The following is a 17646-nucleotide window of genomic DNA, read 5'->3' on the forward strand; positions in this document are numbered from 1 at the left end:
TCGCGGCACGGATCTGACAGGGAAGGTGCTCCGCATCGAGAATACGGGGCCGAGCGCCGTTATGCTCGACGAAAGAAACGTTGCGCCGGTTAGCGCGCTCGCTGTCTCCATCGCGGATCCAGACCTCGGACCGGGCAAGGTCACCACGGCCTATCTCGTCGCGCAGAACGGGAGGTAAAAATGGCCCTCAAGGACCTCTTTTCGCGCAGTCGCCCGAAGCTGGATGAGCCGGCGGACGGGCAGGGGCCTTCGCCGGTCGACGGGCTCGCCGCGAATGAAGCAACGCGCAAGCGCCAGCGATTGCTGCTTGCCGGAGCCGGTGGTGTCGGCCTCGTCATCTCCTCGCTCTGGATATTCGGCGGCGACGGCGAAAAGTCCGATGACGCCAACGGCAGCTCCACCACCGTCAAGGTCCAGACCGACGATCTCATGAACCGCAACCTCTCCCAGCAGGAGTGGATGGCGATGAGCGAGAACCAGTTTCGCGGGCAGGAGAACCAGCTCAAGGGCCTGAACTCGCAGGCCGCGCGCGTCGACCAGCTCGGCCAGCAGCTCGAGGCGCTGAAGGCGCAGAACCAGGCGATGCAGGCTGACGGCGCCCGCGTCCTCGGCGCATACCAGGCCGAAAACGAAAGGCTGAGGAGGGAGGTTGCCGACAAGCAGGCGGCACCCCCGGCGCCGGGACCGTCCGCCATGTATGGTCCAAATGGTCCGCAAGCCTATCAGAAGCCCGATGATGCGGGGGCAGCAAAGGGCGGCAGGTTCAGCGGCGCCGGCGGCCTGGCCGAGGTCGAGACGGTCAGCTTTCAGACGGGGGACGGCGGCACAGCGTCCAAGGTGGCCAAGGGCAACACCGTCTACGCGGACAGCCCCAACTATCTCCCGCCGAACAGCTTCGCCTCCGCGAAGGTCATCGTCGGCGTCGATGCGAGCGCGGGCGTTTCGGGTCAGGCGGATCCGCTGCCGGTGGTCCTTCGGGTCACGGGGCCCGCGCGAAGCGTCTACGCGAATGGAAAGCTGCTCACGACCAAGATCGAGGGATGTCTCGTCAATGGCGCGGCGCGCGGCGATCTGTCGAGCGAGAAGGTCTACGTCAAGCTGCAGAAGATGACCTGTCCGCAGCCGGGCGGACGCTATGCCGTCGCGGAAGTGAAGGGCTTCATCGCGTTCGGTGGCAAGACCGGAGTGCGGGGCAGGGTGGTCAGCCGGGAGGGCTCGCTTGCGATGCAGGCTTTCCTCGCCGGCCTGGTGAGCGGCGGCGGCAATGCGCTGAACACCGCCTTCAACGCGCCGCTCGCAACCATCAGCTCTGGCGGCAATGGCGAGATCAATCACACGCCGAGCCTAGGGAATGTCGGCCTCCGCGCGCTCGGAGGCGGTGCCGCGGAATCGGGCAAGGACGTCTCGAAATATCTGATCGAGCGCGCTGAACAGTACCAGCCCGTCATCGAGATGCCGACCGGCATCGACGTTGAAATCGTCTTCCTGGAGGGTGTATATGTCCGCAATTGAGTGGTTGCGCAGTCGCTATAGCGAAGCGCCCCGGCGCCGATTGGTCGGTATCTCGCTGGTTCTCGCCATATCGGGCGCCGCGACAGTCGCATTCGCCCATGACCTTGTCAGCCCCGCAGGCGCGGTCCGAAGCCGCGACGATGCGAACGTTGCCTCACTGCTCAAGACCCGTCTGCCGAAGACGACCATCTCGTCGGTCGACTGCAGCAAGGTGAACGGCCTTTGCGAAGTCACCGCAGGCTCCAACCTGTTCTATGTCGATCTGACCGGACGATATCTGGTCATCGGCCGGGTCTACGATATGCAGAACCGACAGGACATAACCGCCGCTCGGCTGTTGGAAATGAACCCGGACATGCTGGTAGGCGGCGCGGCGCGGGCCAATGCCGCGAGCGAAGCTGAAGCCGGGCCGCCGCCAGTGACAACTGCATCGCTTGCCGGCACCCGGACGACGACGCCCGCGCGCCCGGCGATGCTGTCGCTCGCGGACCTTCCGAAGGACGGATCGATCGTCTGGGGTAACAAATCAGCCTCACAGACGGTCACGATATTCACCGACTTTCGCTGCGGATACTGCCGGGCACTGACATCTGTTCTGCGTACGATGGACGTCAGGGTCGTCGAGAGGCCGATTTCGATCCTGGGAAGCCGTGACATCGCCGACCGCGTGTACTGCGCCAAGAACCAGGAGGCAGCGCTGCACGCCGCCTATGCCGGATCGCCGATCGACTCCGACGGCAAGTGCGATACCCGGGGTCTCGATGCGAACGAGCGTTTCGCGGAGCAGCATGGCCTCAGCGGCACTCCGATCATCGTCCGCAGCGATGGCGCGATGCTCGAAGGATACCGGCCAAAGGAGTTTCTTGAGGCCTGGCTCCGGGAAGCGAAGTCGTGAGCGTGCGTGCAGCATCGATCGCGTTGCGAGGGATTGCCGTAGCCACCGTAGCCTCGTCGCTCAGCGGGTGCATCGGGATGGGCGGCAATGTGAGTGGCAGCTTTTCCTGCCGGGCTCCCGACGGAATCTGCGCCCCAAGCTCGACGATCGACGACCGTGCCCTGGCGATGATCACCGGCTCGACCGGTCCGCTTGAGCAGCCGCCAGCCGCCGGGCGCATAGCGGCCGCGAACACCGTTCCGGTGAGAACGGGCGTGGCATCGGAGGTCAGCCGCACCCAGGAGAAAGTTCTGAGGATCGTCCTCATGCCCTATGTCGACGAGGGCGGCCGCCTCCATGAAGCGAGTGCGGTGCGGACCGTCGTCGAGACCGGCGATTGGAAGCGCGCGATCGTCGCTGGCCACCATCCCGCAATCGCGGCCGATGGGTTCGGCGCGCTGCGGCTACAACCATCGCTCGCCGAGATAGTCGATGGTGCTGAAGCGGAAGTCACCGCGGCTGCGGCGAACCTGCCCGATCCCGCAGCCATCGAGGCCGCGCGCGCCCGCCGAGACGATCCGATCGGTGCCATAAAATCCGAGGTTGCTGCTCGCTTAGCCCCCAAGGCGGGCAGCGCGCCGTCGCGGGCGTCAGGTTCGGCGCCCGCGACGGTTGCCAGGCTTCCATCCGAGGGGGCGGCCTTGGCGAGTCCGGAGCAGATGAATGCGGCGTCCGGGGAAGGATCGCCGGCCCCGTCAAGGACCCCGAATGCCAACGGATCGAGCGGTCCGGGTCCGGTGGACCTCAGGGGAACCCTTTCGGCCGTACAGCCAACTCCCGAGGCTTCGGCGGCGGTCGGCCGCCTTAAGGCCGACCCGCGCTATGTCGAGGCCGCCGGCGATGCGGAAGCCCGGGCGCGCGATGCCACAACCGGATCCCGTGCATCGGTTCCCGAGCCCGTCGTCAAGCCGACGGTGAGGTCGGCGAGCTTTCCCGGCGCAATCGCGGAGGACCAGTGATGTCGGCGGCACCTGGCGCACTCGACAGCCTTATTTCACGGCTGTTCGGAGATTCGCGACGCGCGGAACGCGAGCGGCCGCCGATCGGCGTGCCCATGTTCGCCGACTGGCTGCCCTACCGGTCCTATGATCCGAAGACCGGGATCTTCTTCAACAGCGCAAGTCGGGGATTCGTACTCGAGGTTGCGCCGCTTGTTGGGGCGAATGAGCGCACCGGCGACATACTGGCCCAGCTCCTCTCGGAGAATATCCCGGCGCCCGGCAGCCTTCAGATCCACGGCTGGATGAGCCCGAGGGTCGGCGATCGCCTCAGCAAATGGTATCTGCCCCGCTACACGGCCGCCGGCGTCTACGAGCTCATGGCCAAGCATCGGGTCGACTTCCTCACCAACGGTGTCTGGAACTCCCTCTCTGCCGACGCGCCATTCTGTCTGCGCAACCACAGGGTCGCGATCTCCTATTCGACACCGGACAGCGGCAGCATTTCTAACGAGGAGATCGTCGCTGTCATCGAGGGGTTCACGGCGGCGCTGTCGTCGATCGGCGTCTCGTCGCGAAAGATGGACCCTTCGATGCTGATCGGCTGGATTGACGACCTCACGTCGCCGACCACCGCGGCGGGCGAGGACGTGGTCAGTTACAATCCTTTCGATCCGATCGCCGACCAGGCCGTCCGCCGCGATATCGAAGTGCAGATCGAGCCCGACCGGATGCTCCTGCGAACGGAAAGATTTCGCGCGACCGGGGTCGTTCACCACGGCGCTCCGGAGATCGGCGAGATCTACCCGGACACGTTCGACATACGGACGTTCAGCGTCCGCAACCTGCCGCAACGCTGGGCGCCGTGGGACATGGCCAAGCTTGTCGGGGATATTTTCACCGACAAGCTGCGCATGCCCTGTCCGGTTTCGACGAACCTGTGCGTCGACTTTCCGGACCCGCAGGCCGCCACCAACAGGGCGAGCTTCAAGTTCATGCGTACGACGAGTCTGGCGGATTCCAAGTCGGCTCGCTTCCTTCCCCAGCTTCGCGATCAGAGCCAGGAATGGCGGTACGTGAATGAGGAGCTGCGGCAGGGGCGCAAGCTCGTGCGGGTGTTCTTCTCCGTGACCAGCTACTCGCCGAAGGGCCGAGGCGACGCGAACGAACGAGTGCTGAAATCGGTCTATCGAGCTGCGGGTTGGGACCTGCTCGACGACCGGTATCTCCAGACGATGGGCCTGCTGGCCGCCATGCCGATGACGCTCGGCAATGGTCTTGCCCGCGACCTCGAGCGCATGAAGCGGATGCGCACGCTGCTGACGACCACTGCGGCGAACCTTGCGCCGATTCAGGGGGAGTATCTGGGCGGAACGAAGCCGCATCTCTTGCTGGTGGGTCGCCGGGGACAGCCTTTCTTCTGGTCGCCCTTCGAGAATGCCGCGGGCAACCACAATGTCGCGGTCTTCGGAAAGTCGGGATCGGGCAAATCCGTCGCGCTTCAGGAGCTGTGCGCTTCACTGTGCGGCGCGGGCGCGAAGGTGGTCGTGATCGACGACGGCCGCAGCTTCGAGCACTCGGCGAAGCTGCAGGGCGGAGCCTTCGTCGAATTTACCATGTCGTCGGGCTTCTGCCTCAACCCCTTTTCGATGATCGACGAAACGCTGGCGGCCGAGGATGAAGACTATCTCCTCGACTGCATGGCGATGCTCAAGGCGATCATCTCCCAGATGTCTCGCCATATCGATCGGCTCAACGACACCGAGCGCGGCTTGATCGACGGCGCGGTGAACAGGGTCTGGGAGGAAAAGCAGCGCGCCGGTTCGATCGATGATGTGATCGCGGCGCTCGAGGCCACGGAAAACGAGCTCGCGCGCAATCTCGCCATCGCGATGAGCCCTTTCTCCTCGTCCGGCACTTATGGCCGCTTCTTCCTCGGCGAGGTGTCGTTCGAACTTCAAGCGCAGCTTACGGTGTTCGAGCTCTCGGACCTTTCGGCGCGCGAGGAGCTGCGCAGCGTCGTGCTGACCGCGATCATGTTCATGGCGCAGCAGATGATGCGCAAGGTCGACCGCGCGATCCCAAAGGCGCTGTTCCTCGACGAGGCCTGGCAGCTGCTCCGCGGGGGTTCGATGGCGGACTTCATCGAAGCCTTCGCGCGAACCTGCCGTAAATATTTCGCCTCGCTGGTCACCTCCACGCAATCGCTGAACGACTATTACAAGTCGGCCGGTTCGATCGCAGCGCTTGAGAACAGCGATTGGTTCGTCATCCTCCAGCAGAAGGAAGAGACGATCGCCGACTTCAAGAAGCACGACCGCTTCGAGATGGACGATCATACGGATGCGCTGCTCCGGTCGCTGAAGCGCAACGGCACCGAATATTCCGACATTATGATCAAGGGGCCGGACACACTGGCGGTCGGCCGCCTCGTTCTCGATCCCTATTCTGCCGCGCTCTATTCCTCGAGCCCGGAGACGTTCGCGCGGATCGAGGGACTGATCGCCGACGGTCTGTCCATGGGTGAGGCGATCGAGCGCGTCGCATATCCTGAAAATCCAGAAAAATGGGCCGCGAATGCCGATCGCGGACCTGGCGATTGCGGCGGAGTGAGACGATGGCGACGTTAGCAGGAGATGGAATTGCCGGGCGGCTGAAGAAGATCGGGCCCCGCGTGCAGGCGGCTCTTTATTGGGGTCTTCACTTCATCGGCTTTCTCGCCACGACGATGCTGATCACCTGGGGGCTGTTTGTTCTCTTCTTCCTCGCGATCGGCTCGTTCTCGATCGATGGAATGATGCACCAGCTTAACAATCTCGCAAGCCGTTATGTGGCGGCCGACGCCGATCGCGTCACTTCGTTCAAGCTCCAGATCGTCGCAGCCCACACCATCATCAGCTCCGCTGTGATCTTCTTCCGTCGCAAAGCGATGTTCCCATCCGATCTCCTCGAGGGGGACCAGAACGATGAATGACCAGTCTGAACTCGATCTTCCCGTGCGAAACTCCGAGCGCAAGCCCGTCGCCCCACTGCGCCGAACGGGTTTCGGCGGGTTCAGTCGAGTGGAACTGACTGCGGGTTTCCTCGTCCTGGTCGCGGTGGTCTGGGCTGTCTGGATCACGAAGACCGTCACCGCAAGGCAGGACCACATCGTCTCCGTAAGGCTGGCCGATGTCGTCGGCGACTATGTCGAGATGCAGCGATTTTCAGCCTCGCAGCCGGAGCAAGTGCGGGTTGAGATGCAGCGGTTCATGCAAGCCCTCGACAATGAGCTCCAGGCGCGTAGCGGGAAGGGCCAGGTCGTCTTGGTCGGCGAGGCAGTTCTCAGCAAGGACGTCGACGACATCACGGATTCCGTCAAGAAGGCGGTGTTCGCGTCCGGCATACCGCTGCCCAAACGTGCTACCGCGGCTGATCTGCAGCGTATGCAGCAGGCGACCGCCGAAACGCCGGTCGAAATGCCGGCTGCGCCCGCAGTCTCCACGCCGTCCACGCCTCAAGTGAACGCGCAATCGGGCTTCCCCGCGCCAGCGCCGGCCGGCGAAGCGATCCCGACTCCTCCCGCGGCGACGGTTTCGACCTTTGGAGGGCCCAATGGCAACGGCGGTGAGTGAGACCGGGCGCAGCGGCTGGCGCCCCAGCAAGCGGCTATGGGCAATCCTCGGGTTGCTTGTCCTGACCTCGATATCGCTGACGACGATCGCGGATTGGCGCGAGGACCATGCGCTTCTCATCAATGCGTCGGAATCGTTGCCGAACTGGGCGTTCGTCATCCATCGCAACCGAGCGCCTGAGCGGGGTGATTATGTGTTCTTCGATCCGCCGGCGAACGCGCTGGTCAGGCGACATTTCGGGGACGCGCCGCGGATGTTCGGCAAGATCGTCTACGGGATGCCCGGTGATACGGTCGCTCATGTCGGCGCTGACGTAGCCGTGAACGGTAAGTGGGTTGGACGGATGAAGCCGCGCACCCGCTTCGGCGAGCCGCTGACACCTGGAGCGACCGGTATAGTGCCCCAAGGCTGCTACTATGTCGGAACGCCTCACAAGGACGGCTTCGACAGTCGCTACAGGGAAATCGGCTTCGTCTGCGCGCCGCAGATCGTGGGCACCGGGGAGCCGGTGCTGTGAGGCGCGCGTGGATCGGGCTCGCGTCCGCCGCGGGATTGCTCGTCGTGCTGTCCGTCGGCGGATCGGCGCCGAGTGCCGCGAAGGATTACGGTCGGGCAGGACAGGTCTTCCCGATCATCGAGCCGGATCTTCTCGCGACCATCGAGGCCAGGCTCAAGCATGCCGAAGCGAGTGGAGAGCTCGCGCGAACCAACGCGATGTTCGCAAAGCGGGTCGAAGCGAAGGTTCGTCGGCCGACCCCTGTGGCTGGCCTTTCGCCTGCCGTAGAAATACGGGTTTGGGATTTCGACCCGTCGGTAACGATCGACCATGATGTCCGCGACCATAAGGGCAATTTGATCGCGTCGGCCGGGCAACGGATAAATCCGCTCGATTTCGTAGCGGTCCGGCAGGCTCTCGTATTCATCGACGGCGATGACTCCGCGCAGCTGACCTGGGCGACGAAGCAGTTCACCGACTTGAAGGCGAAGATCATCTTCGTCGACGGCTCCCCCATCGAGCAGATGACGGCCCTGAAGCGCCGCTTCTATTTCGATCAGGAGGGAAAGCTCATCCGCCGGTTCGGGATCGAGCACACGCCGGCTGTCGTCAGGCAGGCGGGCAGGGTGATGCGCGTCACCGAGACGGCGCTTGCCGGAGGGAAGGGCTGATGTCGCTCTGGTTCGATCTGCTTACGACGCCGATGGCGGCGCCTGAATCCAGATCGCTGCGGCGGATGCGCCGCACGTGGCAGCTTCTCTGCGTCGCGACGGCAGTCTTCGTCGGCTTCTTCGCGCAATTGAAGCCGATTTGCGGCCGGCTCGCCGTCCCGCTCGGCGCCGGACTTCTGGTGGCGACAGTGCTCTACACCGGCCTTTACATCGGCCGGAAGCGCCGCGCCGACGAGCAATTTCTCAATGAGCTCGGGGAGGCGAAATGAGGCGCTCTATCCAATACCTCGTCGCGCTGGTGACGCTGGTCGCCGCGGCCTTTGCCTTTTCGGCGAGGGCCGAGGCGGCCGGCGCGACATGCACGGGCAAGTTCGTGAACCCGATCACCGACGTGTGCTGGTCGTGCCTGTTCCCGCTTTCCGTAGGAGGGCTCAAGATCTGGCCGAGCGGTCGTCCCGATCCTTCAAATCCCGCGTCACCGATATGCTTCTGCGGCAGTCCGCTTCCGCGGATCGGGATCTCGGTCGGTTTCTGGGAGCCGGCGCGCCTCGCCGATGTGACGATGAAGCCATGGTGCTTCACGAACCTTGGCGGGATGAAGATCGCCCCGGGCTTTGACATAGGGCAGGGGTATCTTGCCGGCCCATCGATGGTGGGCGGGAGGAGTCAGAGCACTGCGAAGTGGCACGTCCATTGGTACGTCTATCCGCTTCTCTACTGGATGGAGATCCTCACCGACTTCGCCTGTTTCGAGCAAGCGCAATTCGACATCGCCTACATGACCGAGATCGATCCGCTCTGGCAGGATGACTCGCTCACAACATTGATCAATCCCGAGGCAATCGTTTTCGCCAACCCGATCGCGCAGGTGGCGTGCGCCGGCGACTGCATTGCGGCGACGGCGCGTCTTCCGCTCGACGAGCTCTTCTGGTGCGCGGGCTGTCAGGGCTCGATGTACCCGCTCAACGGCAACATCCCGTCGTCCATCGGTCATGTGCAGTCGTCGCGCCTGGCGCTCTCCCGCTTCGCCTACAAGATGCACCGCGAGGCGCTCGCGTGGGGCTCGATGGGCTCGCGCGCACTTTGTGGCACCTACGTCATGCCGATCATGCGCAAGCAGCAATATCGCTTCCAGATGGTCAATCCGATCCCGACGGTTAGCGGTCGGTTCGCCTGCTCGGCGATCGGTGCATCGACCATGCCGCCCGATTCAGGACGGGCCTATCCCGCCGGCGGGGAAGACATGGGTTATCTCGTCTGGCGGAAGCGGAATTGCTGCGTGCTGTAGGAGGATGCGATGCGCCTAGTGATCTGGGGCGTCACCGCCCTCGCGACTGCCGCCGGCGTTACTGCCGTTCTTGCCCAAACGGTCGAGGGCGTCGACATCCAGGCTGTCAAAGCGCGCGCCGCGGCGATGGCCTCGGACGCCGAGATATTCGTCGAGCATGTGAAGGACCGCGGCGATCAGTTCCGCGAAGACGCGACAACGGTGCACGACGGCGGAACCGACAATATGAGGCGGATCGCGACCGCGGAGCTACCGGAGGGACCGACGGGCGCTGTCGATTTCGACGAGCTGGTGCAGGGGGCCGCAGCGAACGCGAGCACGCCCGCCGGCGACGCGCCGCAGTTCATCGTTTTCGCGAGCCTCTCGATGCCGCCCCAATCGCTGAAACAGCTCGTGCGCGACACTGCGAAGGCAGGAGGCATCGTTGTGTTCCGGGGGTTTCCCAACAATGACGCCAAACAGTTCGCGGCGGGTGTCGCAAAAATCGTCGACAAGCGGGACGACTTCTCGAACGTAGGCATCGATCCGCGCCTCTTCAGAGCATTCGATGTTCAGGCCGTGCCGACATATGTCGCGGTTTCGTCGGACTTCGATCTGTGCGCGGGCTTTTCGTGCCGCACGGTCGTGCCGCCCTATGATCGGATGACCGGCAATGTTTCGGTCGAATATGCGCTGAGCAGCTTCGCCGACGGAAATGGACCCGGTGCGAGGATTGCTTCGGTCGCGCTCGCCAACATCCGGCGTGCGCGATGATGCCGCGGTTCGCCTCGCTAGGCATTGGAATCGCGCTCGCCCTGACGCTCCTACCGGCGTTCGCGTCGGCGCAGATGACGGCAGATCAGGCGCGCGAGGAGGGTAGGGCGCTCGGCAATGCGGCGAAGCGCAATTCCGATCTCGTTCCGAACGAGGAAAGCCAGGCCGAGGCTGTGCCGGGTTATAACGGCACGTCGATCCCCCAGAGCACCTATTTCGACGATCCCGACCAGCTGATCAACGACGCTCAGGCGTTGAAGGGCACGAACGAGCAATACCAGATCGCGGCGGATCCCGCTCATGTTCGGCCGACATTCTCCAACGCGGAAATCCTGGCGACGACCGAGCGTGCCAAGGCGGTGTCGGAGGATCCGGACGCCTATCTTGCCGGCGAAAACATCAGTTCAGGGAGCGGCCAGTGTCAGCCTCTTCCTCCGGGCGCCGGAACGGCCGGCTATTATGAAGCCACCTGCAATAAGGGGGATCGGATTGAGGAACAGGCGCAAGCCTGCTCGATCAGGATGGTCCCCGAAGCTACAACGGTCACCGCCTACAAATATTTCGTCGTGCCGACGGGTGCCTACGGGACGCCGTTCGCGCGGGCGGAACAGATGGTTCCTTATGCCAGTGCTGGAACCTGCAGGCCGACGGGCGTCGTGATGGAGGCCTGCGCCGCACACCGCATCTATGGCGTCACCACCAACAAATATTGCGACGATTACAACGCGACCGAATATGTCTGCTCGCAGGAGATCGCCGACCTCTCCTGGCTGCCGAGCCCGATCACCGGGAAGGGCTGGCATGCGACCACGACCGAGACGACGGTTACGACCAAGAGGGTCGATGGCTGTGCCTCATTGGCAGGCGACACGATGTGCGCGGCGCCGACGACGCCGGACGTTTGTACCGAAGGAGCCGAAACCCGGATCATTGACGGCGTGCCGGTCACCGAAGCCTGCTGGGCGTGGTCGCGTGAATATAGCTGCAAGCGCATCACCCAGGGCAATGATTGCGGTGATCTCGAGGCGAACGGTCAATGCGCCTATGTCCGCGACGACTGCCTCGATGACCCGCCGACGGACGGACGCTGCAAGGTCACCGAGCGAGTTTATCGGTGCCCGACGCCGGGTGCGCCGACGAGCGAGCCCAATCAGTTCATCTGCGGGAACGACGTCTATTGCCTAAACGGCGAGTGCGAGCCGATCGTCCGGGAAGCTTCGACGGAGTTCAAGGACGCGCTCGTCGCGCTGCACGCGATTGACCAGGCGAGCAATGAGCTCGATCCGGCAACGCTTCGGGTGTTTTCGGGTACGCGTGAAGGATGCCACAAGCCCATATTCGGGTTGGTCAATTGCTGTGCCGGGAAGACGTCCGGGGCGGTTACGGTAGCGGCCGGCGCGGCTGCTCTCGCTGGCGGACCTGCTGCAATCGCCGCGCTCGCCACGCCATTTTTGACGATGTTCGCCTGCTCGAACGATGAGAAGGTCCTGGACATCAAGGACCGCATGGGATTCTGCCACAAGGTCGGAACCTATTGCAGCTCCAGCTTTCTCGGCATCTGCGAGAGCAAGCGGACGGTCTATTGCTGCTTTGAAAGCAAGCTCAGCCGCATCCTCCAGGAACAGGGCAGGCCCCAACTCGGCAAGCCGTGGGCGAGCCCCAAGACCGAGAAATGCGAGGGGTTCACCGTCGACGAATTCTCAAGGCTCGACCTCTCCGTGATGGATTTTACCGAGATCTACTCGGACTTCGTCGACGCCGCGAAGCTGCCCGACGAGGTGGAGGCGATGACCGATATCCAGTCCAGAATTCAGGACTACTATGAGTTGCATAACCCATGACCGGGCTATCGCCAGACCCGCGCGATCACTCGATCGGTGGCTCCAACCCGCGTCCGGGCTCCAGCAGCCACGATCGCCGCCAATCGCTCGCGTTCGAGCTCAAGCCCTCAATCCCCCACATCACCACCCCATCCGCGCCGGCCACAAAAGGGGCCGGCTGCCAAGCTCAAAGGACCGTTGACAATGTTGACGCTCGCTAGGGTGGCCGTGCTTGCCTCGGCCGCGATTTCATTATCCGTCCCAGGCAACGCTAATGGCCAGGATGCGGCCGCCCGCGCTGAGCATGCGGTGCTTTCAGTGAGTGCGTCAGAGCAGGCGTCTCCTGCTCCGGATGACTTTTATTGCGGTGAGCGCCGGCTCGGCGAGTGGTTTTACTGCACCGACCCTAAAGCCGAAAATCCTGAGCCGGCGGTGCCGCTGATTCCGCCTCAAAGTGCCGCAGAGCGCATCGCCAGCATCAGCAAGCAGCTCGATGAGCTCAAGGCCCGAGCGATCCTCGAGCCAACCGATGAGAACGTCATCGCTTACGTGCGTTTTCAGCGCGAGCAGCTCGACCGTGCGTCGACCTTCGCCGACACCTGGCAACGCGCGCTATGGCAGAACCCCGACATCGACTACACGCTCCAGCGGCCCGTCTCGACCGTCGCCAAGCGGGCCTGGCTGGATAATCGGGCCGCTGATCGCGATGCGGTGTTGACCAACCTCGGGCAGCGGTACGGGCTCTTTTACTTTTTTGCCCAGAGCTGCGGAGCCTGCGAGATCTTCGCGCCGATCCTGCGCTCGGTGACCGATAGCCACCGCATGACCGTCATGGCGGTTTCGATGGATGGGGGACCGAGCAAGGCCTTCCCTGATTATGTCGTCGATTCTGGCCAGCGCAGGCGCATGGGCCTCACCGGGAACGAGACCCCCGCACTGGTGCTGTTCGACACCGTGACCAAGCGCACGATCCCCGTTGGCTACGGCATCCTGACGACGGACGAGATCATGGATCGCATCTTCATGCTGACGAACACCAAAGTGGGGAGCGACTACTGATGGGCTATCAAAGACAGGTTCGGAAGCGTCTCCTCGGCCGGCGCGCGGGGGCAATGATTTCCATGCTCGCTGCTACACACTTCGCGCTTTGCGGCGTGGCGCGGGCGGATGTCGCGGGCGAGATGAACAGCTTCTTCAGCGATGCCGGTGGCGCGGCAAATGTGACCGGTCCAAGCGCGTACCAGGGGCAGTCCGCCGGCTATTATTCGATGGGCAACCTCTGGACGCGCTTTCCGCAGAAGAGCGTGCAGCCCTTCAATCTGCAGCTTCCCGACGCGAGGGCCGGGTGCGGTGGTATCGATCTGTTTTCCGGGTCCTTCTCGTTCATCAACGCATCCGAAATCGTCGCAATGCTGAAGGCCACCGCGAACAATGCCCTTGGGTTTGCCTTCAAGCTCGCGATCGATTCCGTCTCGCCGGAAATCGGCAAGGTGATGGATGAGTTCAGTCAGAAGGCGCAGCTCCTCAACCAGATGAACATCTCGAGCTGCGAGGCAGCACAGGCGCTCGTCGGCGGGATCTGGCCGCAAATGGAGACGACCCGATCCACGATCTGCGAAGCGATCGGCAACTCGCAAGGGGTCTTCTCGGATTGGGCGGCGGCGCGGCAAGGCTGCAACAACGGCAACCGCCGCGACCAGACGATCGCGGGCAATTCCGATGCGGCGATGGCCGAGCAGCTCGTCGGAGAGCCGCACAATTATACCTGGGAGGCGCTTCGCAAGTCCGAAAAGTTCGGCGCGTTCGACAAGGAGTTCTCCGAATATATCATGACATTGGTCGGGACGGTCGTGACGACGCCGCCCAAGGACGGCCAGTCCGGCAACGTCTCGATGATTGGACCCGCCGAGGATGCGGTGGTGACGGCACTGCTCGATGGAACGGTTGGCGCGCCACCAGTGAATGTCCTGACATGCGAAGCAGGTGACGGATACTCGGCGGATCAATGCATGAAGCTTGGTCACCGGCAGCTCACGGTGTCGAGGGCGACTGCATTGCGTCCGCGCATCGAGGCGATGATCCAGTCGATGAACGACAAGATCCGGACCGACCAACCACTCACGGCGGCAGAAAAGCAGCTCTTGAACATCGCGACCGTGCCGATCTTCAAGATCCTCGCCGTCCAGTCGTTCGCCCACTATTCGCTTTCACCGGGGGAGATTCAGGCGCTCGCCGAGATCACCGCGGTCGACCTTCTCAACGCCATGCTCGACAACATGATGGCCCGGGTTGAGCAGTCGACGGTTCATTTCCAGACGGCGGACCAGGTGACGGCGGCGACGTGGAAAGCGCAGATCGCGGCAGCCCGGGCTAAATATGCGCAGCGCGATCTCAAGCTCAACAACAAGCTGCAGGTGACGATGCAGCTGATCAATCGAAGCATGATGCTCGAGTCCACGCTCCAGAACTCGATGACGCCGGGGATGGTCGCCGCGCTCAACTTTTCGCGCGGACTGAACGCGCAAGGGCTGAACTAGGCGTCGCCATGCTCGAGGTCTTCACCACCGGCGGCGGGGAGTATCTGGTCAACACGTTCAACGCGGTCGCGGCGTGGTCGGGGGAGGGGGTTATCGCTCGCTCCTCCGGGTCGTGATGGTCATGGGCCTCATCTACTCGCTTTGCGTGGTCGCCTTCACGCTCAACTGGCGAGCCCTGGTTCAACTGGTTCCTGCAATCGACGCTCATCTACATGTGCCTGATGGTCCCCACGATCAGCGTAAAGGTGACCGACCGTATCAACCCGTCGCTTGCGCCCGCGACGGTCGACAATGTGCCGCTGGGCCTCGGGATGCTCGCCAGCTTCACGAGCCAGGTCGGAGACTATCTGACGCGGACCGCCGAGACGGTGTTCGTGATGCCCGCCGAGCTCAACTATACGAGCAACGGCATGGTCTATGGAGCCAGGCTGTTCGACGCGAGCCGCAACTTCATCATCCGTGATGCCGAGTTCGCGACCAACCTGGAGGCCCACTTCAAGAACTGCGTCTTCGGCGACATCATGCTGTATCGAAAGTCGCTGACCGAACTCGCCAAGGCGCAGGACCTTTGGTCGGCAATCGGTCCTGGGTCGAACGCCCGCTCCCAGGAGTTCATCACGCGCGACACGGGCGGCATTTCGAGCCACATCATCACCTGTCGCCAGGCGTACGATACGCTGTCCGGCCAATGGAACCAGATGATCGAGGCGAACTCCAACCTCTGGGGATTGGAGGTCTATCCCAAGCTGAGCACGGCGGCGGCCGCGGCAAAACTGAAACACGACCTGCCGATCGTGAATCAGGCCTTCACGGGTTCGAGTGCCGGCTATTCCGAAGCGATGCGGCAGAACACCGCGATCAATGCGTTCATGCAGGCTCGAAACTCGATGGCTGGCGGGACCGGCTCGGCGGCAATCGACACCTTTGCCGTCACGCGGGCCGATATCCAGGCGAGGAACACCTATAACTCGATCGCGCAGCAGGCGATGGCGTGGGTGCCGATCCTGAACATCGTGCTCACGGTCGTCTTTTTCGCGATGTTCCCTGTCATCTTTCCCCTGTTCCTGCTTCCGCAGACCGGGATAAGCACGCTCAAGGGTTATGCGATGGGGTTCTTCTACCTCGCAGCTTGGGGGCCGCTTTACGTCATCCTCCACATGATCTGCATGACGCGAGCCGAGGCGGCGTCAACCGCGTTGGCTTCGGGCGGGGTCTCACTTGGGAGCTGGGCCGGGATCGGAGCAGTGAACGCCGAAACCGCGACGATTGCGGGCTTCATGTTGATGAGCGTCCCGTTTCTCGCAGCCGGGCTCGCCCGCGGTGCGATGTCGATCGCCGGCCAATCCATGTCCATGCTGGCGCCAGCGCAGAATGCGGCGGAGACCGCGGCGGTGGAGCAAACGACGGGCAACTACAGCTACGGAAACGAGAGCTGGGCTAACCTCACTTCGAACATGCGTCAGAGCAATCAGTGGACGACGGCTGCGAGCTATATGGCCGGCGCACCCTCGATGGGATTCCGAACTGACAATGGGACGGTCATCCACGGCTATGGCAATGGTGAAGAGGTCTATGACACCGCCGGCGCTTTGTCTCGGCTCCAGTTTTCTCCGACCTTAACGACTGGAACGCACGCTGAACTTCGCGAGTTGGCAAGCGCGGCGCATCGCGCGGCGGTCGCTCGCGAACACCACGCGAGCGATACGTTGACCGCCACCCACACGAACCGGAGCGCATTCGGTAACTCAACCGAAATATCGAGCGGCTGGGATTCACACAGCGGCACGCAATCGAACACTTCCATAGAGAGTTTCGATCGGCGCACAGGATCCAGCACTGAGGGAATCGACGAACGTTCGACGATTTCGCAGAATCAGCGAGTTTCCGAGTCCCACGACCGCCAGGCGCAAACGCAGGACCAAGTATCGGGGACGGTCTCCGGGGGGATCGGTGGGGGAGGGCGATCCGGCGGAGGTAACGGAAAAAACGGAGGCCGCCTGCTCCCCGGGATTTCTGGAAGCGTTACGAAGTCAGGTTCGCAGATCGACGCTCTGGGGTATCGGACAGACGAGTCCCGCGGGAGTGAGAGTGCAAACACTTCGTCGAGCGGCGTCCGGGACGAGCATGCGAGCGGCTCTGGTGCATCGATGTCGGACGGAACTTATCAGAGGAGCGGGGACTTCGGCAGGTCATCGAGAACATCCTCATCGTCGGTCGGGGTCGACGATTCACTTGCTAGGGCGCAATCATATTCTGAGAGCGCGCGCAGACTCGAAGAATTGTCGCAGCAGCTTTCTAGGGATGCGAGCTATGCGGAGACGCATGGAATGCAACTTAGCGAGAATCTTAGCCAAGAGCTGGCGCAGTGGTATCGGCGGGAGCAGACTGCCAATCCGGGTCTTGATGCACCCGAACTTTGGGCAACGGCGCTAACGCCACAGCAGCACGCGGTTCGAGACGAAATGGTTGCGCGTTGGATGGGCGAAAAGAAGGCCGCAATTCGAGCTGAGATTTCAGCTGAACTCGACGAACTGGAACTGACCCCTGTCGACGGACCTTCGGTTGAAAGTGCGTCCGAGGTGCGCGCGACTTACCAACCGCACGGAGTCGCGCCGCTGCCCGTTGGCCCAGGTCGTGGCAATCCGGGAGACGTTGCCGCTATCATCGAGGCCGGTCGGGCGGAACTAGATGGTGTAAAAGGGGCTACTCACGCGATGAGGGGCCAGCGCGTGCAAGGGGCGGCGGACGTACAGACGGAGATCAATAAAGGCCGCGATCACGGCTTCTTCGTTGACCCGAAACTCAGAGAGTAGCGATGGCCTAAAGGACCAAGAAGATATAGCCCACGAATGCTGCCATCAGGCCGTAAGCCAGGTAGTAGCCGATCAACCCACCACGAGTTGGGTTTCCATCCGCGTCGGTGATTATTTCGATCTCAGGCACATCTTCTTCGACATGCGTGTACGTCGGCGAACCCGAAAGCCCCTTGGTCAGATTGTAGGTCCGGATATCGAACTTGACGAAACGCATGGATTGCTCCCGCCTGCTACTTAGCGCGTTCGAGGTTTGTTCACAAGCTTGTG

General features: G+C 62.9%; 15 protein-coding genes and 2 pseudogenes. 16 read left to right on the top strand and 1 reads right to left on the bottom strand.

What is annotated here, in order from left to right; all coding sequences use genetic code 11:
* The 16 genes and pseudogenes from ACWNC0_RS04970 to ACWNC0_RS05045 all read left to right on the top strand — a co-directional run.
* Positions 1–178: pseudogene (locus ACWNC0_RS04970) on the top strand (conjugal transfer protein TraK); the annotation flags it as partial.
* Positions 179–180: 2 nt separating this feature from the next.
* Complete coding sequence (locus ACWNC0_RS04975; RefSeq protein ID WP_449470012.1) at positions 181–1512, top strand: TrbI/VirB10 family protein; 1332 nt, start codon at positions 181–183, stop codon at positions 1510–1512.
* Positions 1499–2407, top strand: a complete 909-nt coding sequence (locus tag ACWNC0_RS04980; RefSeq protein ID WP_449470013.1) for a DsbC family protein — start codon at positions 1499–1501, stop codon at positions 2405–2407. Before ACWNC0_RS04975 ends, ACWNC0_RS04980 begins: the two co-directional genes overlap by 14 nt.
* The gene (locus tag ACWNC0_RS04985; RefSeq protein WP_449470015.1) at positions 2404–3405 is read left to right on the top strand and encodes a TraV family lipoprotein; all 1002 of its coding nucleotides are present in this window, start codon (positions 2404–2406) and stop codon (positions 3403–3405) included. The genes ACWNC0_RS04980 and ACWNC0_RS04985 overlap by 4 nt, the downstream gene beginning before the upstream one ends.
* Positions 3405–6014, top strand: a complete 2610-nt coding sequence (traC, locus tag ACWNC0_RS04990) for a type IV secretion system protein TraC (protein WP_449470016.1) — start codon at positions 3405–3407, stop codon at positions 6012–6014. Before ACWNC0_RS04985 ends, traC begins: the two co-directional genes overlap by 1 nt.
* Positions 6002–6358 (top strand): hypothetical protein, encoded by a 357-nt coding sequence (locus tag ACWNC0_RS04995; protein WP_449470017.1) that lies wholly within the window; start codon positions 6002–6004, stop codon positions 6356–6358. The genes traC and ACWNC0_RS04995 overlap by 13 nt, the downstream gene beginning before the upstream one ends.
* Positions 6351–6998, top strand: a complete 648-nt coding sequence (locus ACWNC0_RS05000) for a TrbI F-type domain-containing protein (RefSeq protein WP_449470018.1) — start codon at positions 6351–6353, stop codon at positions 6996–6998. The genes ACWNC0_RS04995 and ACWNC0_RS05000 overlap by 8 nt, the downstream gene beginning before the upstream one ends.
* Positions 6979–7515 carry a S26 family signal peptidase gene (locus ACWNC0_RS05005; RefSeq protein ID WP_449470020.1) on the top strand — a complete coding sequence of 179 codons (537 nt, stop codon included), beginning with the start codon at positions 6979–6981 and terminating at the stop codon, positions 7513–7515. Before ACWNC0_RS05000 ends, ACWNC0_RS05005 begins: the two co-directional genes overlap by 20 nt.
* A complete protein-coding gene (gene traW, locus ACWNC0_RS05010; RefSeq protein WP_449470021.1) occupies positions 7512–8165 on the top strand; it encodes a type-F conjugative transfer system protein TraW in 654 nt (217 codons plus the stop codon). Before ACWNC0_RS05005 ends, traW begins: the two co-directional genes overlap by 4 nt.
* Complete coding sequence (locus tag ACWNC0_RS05015; protein ID WP_449470023.1) at positions 8165–8434, top strand: hypothetical protein; 270 nt, start codon at positions 8165–8167, stop codon at positions 8432–8434. The genes traW and ACWNC0_RS05015 overlap by 1 nt, the downstream gene beginning before the upstream one ends.
* Entirely contained in the window at positions 8431–9453 is a 1023-nt protein-coding gene (traU, locus tag ACWNC0_RS05020; protein WP_449470024.1) for a conjugal transfer pilus assembly protein TraU, read from the top strand. The genes ACWNC0_RS05015 and traU overlap by 4 nt, the downstream gene beginning before the upstream one ends.
* Positions 9454–9462: 9 nt before the next feature.
* Positions 9463–10206 carry a type-F conjugative transfer system pilin assembly protein TrbC gene (gene trbC, locus ACWNC0_RS05025; protein WP_449470026.1) on the top strand — a complete coding sequence of 248 codons (744 nt, stop codon included), beginning with the start codon at positions 9463–9465 and terminating at the stop codon, positions 10204–10206.
* Complete coding sequence (locus ACWNC0_RS05030; RefSeq protein WP_449470028.1) at positions 10203–12047, top strand: conjugal transfer protein TraN; 1845 nt, start codon at positions 10203–10205, stop codon at positions 12045–12047. Before trbC ends, ACWNC0_RS05030 begins: the two co-directional genes overlap by 4 nt.
* A 183-nt stretch (positions 12048–12230) precedes the next feature.
* Positions 12231–13085, top strand: coding sequence for a conjugal transfer protein TraF (locus ACWNC0_RS05035; RefSeq protein WP_449470029.1), 855 nt, complete (start codon positions 12231–12233; stop codon positions 13083–13085).
* Between the two features lie 62 nt (positions 13086–13147).
* Positions 13148–14563 carry a conjugal transfer protein TraH gene (locus tag ACWNC0_RS05040; RefSeq protein WP_449470031.1) on the top strand — a complete coding sequence of 472 codons (1416 nt, stop codon included), beginning with the start codon at positions 13148–13150 and terminating at the stop codon, positions 14561–14563.
* 8 nt (positions 14564–14571) lie between these two features.
* Positions 14572–17376: pseudogene (locus ACWNC0_RS05045) on the top strand (conjugal transfer protein TraG N-terminal domain-containing protein).
* A gap of 7 nt (positions 17377–17383) precedes the next feature.
* On the opposite strand, the gene ACWNC0_RS05050 reads toward ACWNC0_RS05045, so the two are convergent.
* Positions 17384–17593, bottom strand: a complete 210-nt coding sequence (locus ACWNC0_RS05050; protein WP_449470033.1) for a hypothetical protein — start codon at positions 17591–17593, stop codon at positions 17384–17386.
* Positions 17594–17646 lie beyond the last annotated feature (53 nt).

This window comes from Sphingobium chungangianum, from assembly GCF_977014255.1.

Coding starts and splice junctions, on each gene's coding strand:
- ACWNC0_RS04975 (WP_449470012.1), top strand. CDS start 181: ATGGCCCTCAAGGACCTCTTTTCGCGCAGTCGCCCGAAGCTGGATGAG.
- ACWNC0_RS04980 (WP_449470013.1), top strand. CDS start 1,499: ATGTCCGCAATTGAGTGGTTGCGCAGTCGCTATAGCGAAGCGCCCCGG.
- traC (WP_449470016.1), top strand. CDS start 3,405: ATGTCGGCGGCACCTGGCGCACTCGACAGCCTTATTTCACGGCTGTTC.
- ACWNC0_RS04995 (WP_449470017.1), top strand. CDS start 6,002: ATGGCGACGTTAGCAGGAGATGGAATTGCCGGGCGGCTGAAGAAGATC.
- ACWNC0_RS05000 (WP_449470018.1), top strand. CDS start 6,351: ATGAATGACCAGTCTGAACTCGATCTTCCCGTGCGAAACTCCGAGCGC.
- ACWNC0_RS05005 (WP_449470020.1), top strand. CDS start 6,979: ATGGCAACGGCGGTGAGTGAGACCGGGCGCAGCGGCTGGCGCCCCAGC.
- ACWNC0_RS05015 (WP_449470023.1), top strand. CDS start 8,165: ATGTCGCTCTGGTTCGATCTGCTTACGACGCCGATGGCGGCGCCTGAA.
- traU (WP_449470024.1), top strand. CDS start 8,431: ATGAGGCGCTCTATCCAATACCTCGTCGCGCTGGTGACGCTGGTCGCC.
- trbC (WP_449470026.1), top strand. CDS start 9,463: ATGCGCCTAGTGATCTGGGGCGTCACCGCCCTCGCGACTGCCGCCGGC.
- ACWNC0_RS05030 (WP_449470028.1), top strand. CDS start 10,203: ATGATGCCGCGGTTCGCCTCGCTAGGCATTGGAATCGCGCTCGCCCTG.
- ACWNC0_RS05035 (WP_449470029.1), top strand. CDS start 12,231: ATGTTGACGCTCGCTAGGGTGGCCGTGCTTGCCTCGGCCGCGATTTCA.
- ACWNC0_RS05040 (WP_449470031.1), top strand. CDS start 13,148: ATGCTCGCTGCTACACACTTCGCGCTTTGCGGCGTGGCGCGGGCGGAT.
- ACWNC0_RS05050 (WP_449470033.1), bottom strand. CDS start 17,593: ATGCGTTTCGTCAAGTTCGATATCCGGACCTACAATCTGACCAAGGGG.